Raw genomic sequence first — 1156 nt, forward strand, 5'->3', positions numbered from 1 at the left:
CCGACACGACGGCCGGCAAGCGGCTGCCGTCCTTGCGGATGTAGGTCAGCTCGTAGATGTCCTCGATGCCGCGCGAGGCCTTGAATACCAGCGCCTCGAAACCCGGCGCAATGGTGGTCTCGAGTTCGACGCTGAGTGCCATGGCGCGCGCGATCACTTCCTGTGGGTCGGAGATGTCGGCCGGTGTGATCTTGTTCATCACGTCGGCGGCCGCGTAACCCAACATGCGTTCGGCGCCGACGTTGAAGATCTGGATCACACCTTTCGCGTCGGTGGCGATGCTGGAAAAATTGGCGCTGTTGAAGATCGCGGATTGCAGGGCGCCGGCCTTGAGCAGCGCCTCTTCCGCCTGCTTGCGGGCCGTGTTGTCGGTGCCGATCAGCAGGTAGCCGATGATTCGATCTTCGACATCGCGCAACGCCGTGACTGACACGACCGCCGGGAAGCGGCTGCCGTCCTTGCGGATGTAGGTCAGCTCGTACATGTCCTCGATGCCGCGCGAGGCCTTGAACACGAGGGCTTCGAAGCCCGGCGCGATCGAGGTGTCGAGTTCGACGCTGAGCGCTTCGGCGCGCGCGACCAATTCCTGCGGGTCGGAGATGTCGGCCGGCGTGATCTTGTTCATCACGTCGTTGGCCGAATAGCCCAGCATGCGCTCGGCGCCGACGTTGAAGATCTGGATCACGCCCTTGGCGTCGGTCGCGATGCTTGAGAAGTTGGCGCTGTTGAAGATTGCACTCTGCAGTGCGCCCGTCTTGAGCAATGCCTCCTGGCGCCGGACCTCGTTGAGGTACTCCACGGTGCCGTCGACGGGATTGGGAAGGGTGGGGGTATCGCCGGCGATTCTGGGCATGGGCAACCTTGTTGAGAGCGTGATCAATCAGCCGGACGGGAATGCGGTGCCGAGGAGTGCGCCGTGCTTCAGTTGCTCGGAGTCGTGACCGGCCGGAGGGCGGCGTGCCTCGCGCACCCCCTGCGGCGCATCCACGTCACAGATGTCCAGCAGCATGGCCCGGGCCCGGCCGGCGCGCTTGGCGCAATACATGGCCTTGTCGGYAGCGCGCACCAGGTCAAGCGGGGAGTGGCCCCTGCCAAGACCAGCGGCGCGAGAGTCGGCCGAGGGCTCTGCCCAGCACTCGCTCGCGTTGTCGTAGCA

Annotated in this window: 2 protein-coding genes; both read right to left on the bottom strand. The window is 64.9% G+C overall.

Features of this window, described 5'->3' with window-relative positions:
- Positions 1-853: PAS domain-containing protein (locus AC1DU6_RS32155; protein ID WP_477862269.1), on the bottom strand; the 853-nt coding region annotated here is incomplete at its 3' end.
- Positions 854-880: 27 nt separating this feature from the next.
- On the bottom strand, positions 881-1156 hold a 276-nt coding region (locus AC1DU6_RS32160), incomplete at its 5' end, for a hypothetical protein (protein ID WP_477862271.1).

It is taken from the genome of Roseateles sp. P5_B10, assembly GCF_056400485.1.